This is a genomic window from Bradyrhizobium australafricanum, from assembly GCF_020329495.1.
GTDB lineage: Bacteria > Pseudomonadota > Alphaproteobacteria > Rhizobiales > Xanthobacteraceae > Bradyrhizobium > Bradyrhizobium australafricanum.
Window position 1 is genome coordinate 1 of record NZ_JAGKJL010000175.1, and the last position, 1178, is coordinate 1178.

General features: G+C 56.8%; 1 protein-coding gene and 1 pseudogene. Both read right to left on the minus strand.

Annotation, left to right across the window (positions count from 1 at the left end; genetic code table 11):
- A pseudogene (locus tag J6525_RS46380) lies at positions 1–281 on the minus strand (hypothetical protein); the annotation flags it as partial.
- Positions 282–607: 326 nt separating this feature from the next.
- Positions 608–1178, minus strand: a 571-nt coding sequence (locus tag J6525_RS46385; protein ID WP_225649607.1) for a transposase, incomplete at its 5' end; no start/stop codon positions are given.

Here is a 1178-nt window from a genome sequence, read left to right on the forward strand (position 1 = left end):
CGCTTCTCCGTCTTACCGGGCTTGGGGATATAGACCCGCCGAATGTTCGGCGCCCGATATCCCTGGCGATGGATGGATTGGAGCATTGGCCCCATCCAGTCCTCGAAGCTCTCCTTCGCCGCCTCCACCGTCTGTCCGTCCACCCCGGCGGCGGAGCGCTTCGGAATCTGTAATAGATTCTTTTGCACTCGGTCGCGCGTGATGTGATGGGCCAACGAGGTGAAGCGAAGATTTGGCTCGCGTCGAGCTTTCACTGCTATTTGTTCAAGTTTCGTTTCCATGGTCAGCTGATCTTCTCCTAGAATAGAAGGCCGTGACTCCCGTTGAATGGAGCCCATGTCGCCCAAGAACAATTCAACTACCGCTGACCGCTTCCCCATGTAGTCGGCTCTCCCGACCTCCGAGTACTATCAGTCAGTCTGACTTCCACCCGGTCATCAGACCCTTCTCACCTCATCGGCTTGGCAGGTCCTACAAGCTTGCGCTTGAACCGGATGGATCTCCTGCGCGGCGGCGATCAGGATGAGACTCCAGCGACAATCAAGGGTTCTTCCGCGTATTTGGTGCAGCTTGAGCAACTGGGGGCGGATTGTTTGTCGGGTTGCCCTCAAGCAGCCAAGAGGACGCGTCGACGCAATAACGGGTAGCTTGCCCGACCATACATTTGTCGTTTGATGGCCTTGATCTTGTTGATCTGGCCTTCGACTGGACTGGTTGTCCAGGATGTCGTTATTGCCGCACGAACGGCATCGATGTCGCGCGTGATGCCGTTGGCGAAGCTGTTAAGCTCGCTGTTGGTTGCTTGTTCGATCCATTCATCGAGCGCAGCGACATCGTCTCCATTGAGAAGGGACACAAACCGCTTCGCCAGATCGGCCGCCGTGGCGAGTTCCGGAGCTTGTACAAACAGGTGGCAAAGAAACAGCCTGGTTTCAGCATCGATCTGATCTGAATCCTGGCTCAGATACCAAGCACAGCGACGACGCGATGGAGCTTTCCAGGCCGAGCGTGGTTGCGTTGCTCCTTCCGAGTCTGCACATGCAGATCTGTTTGCGGCCCATCGTGCGACGGTCACCCGGCTTCCGGTATAGCCTTGTTTCTGGAGTTCTCGCCACAATTGCTGTTCTACCTGACAGCCGGACGCCCATTGCGCTTCGAGCCATGCTTCAAAGCGCGCG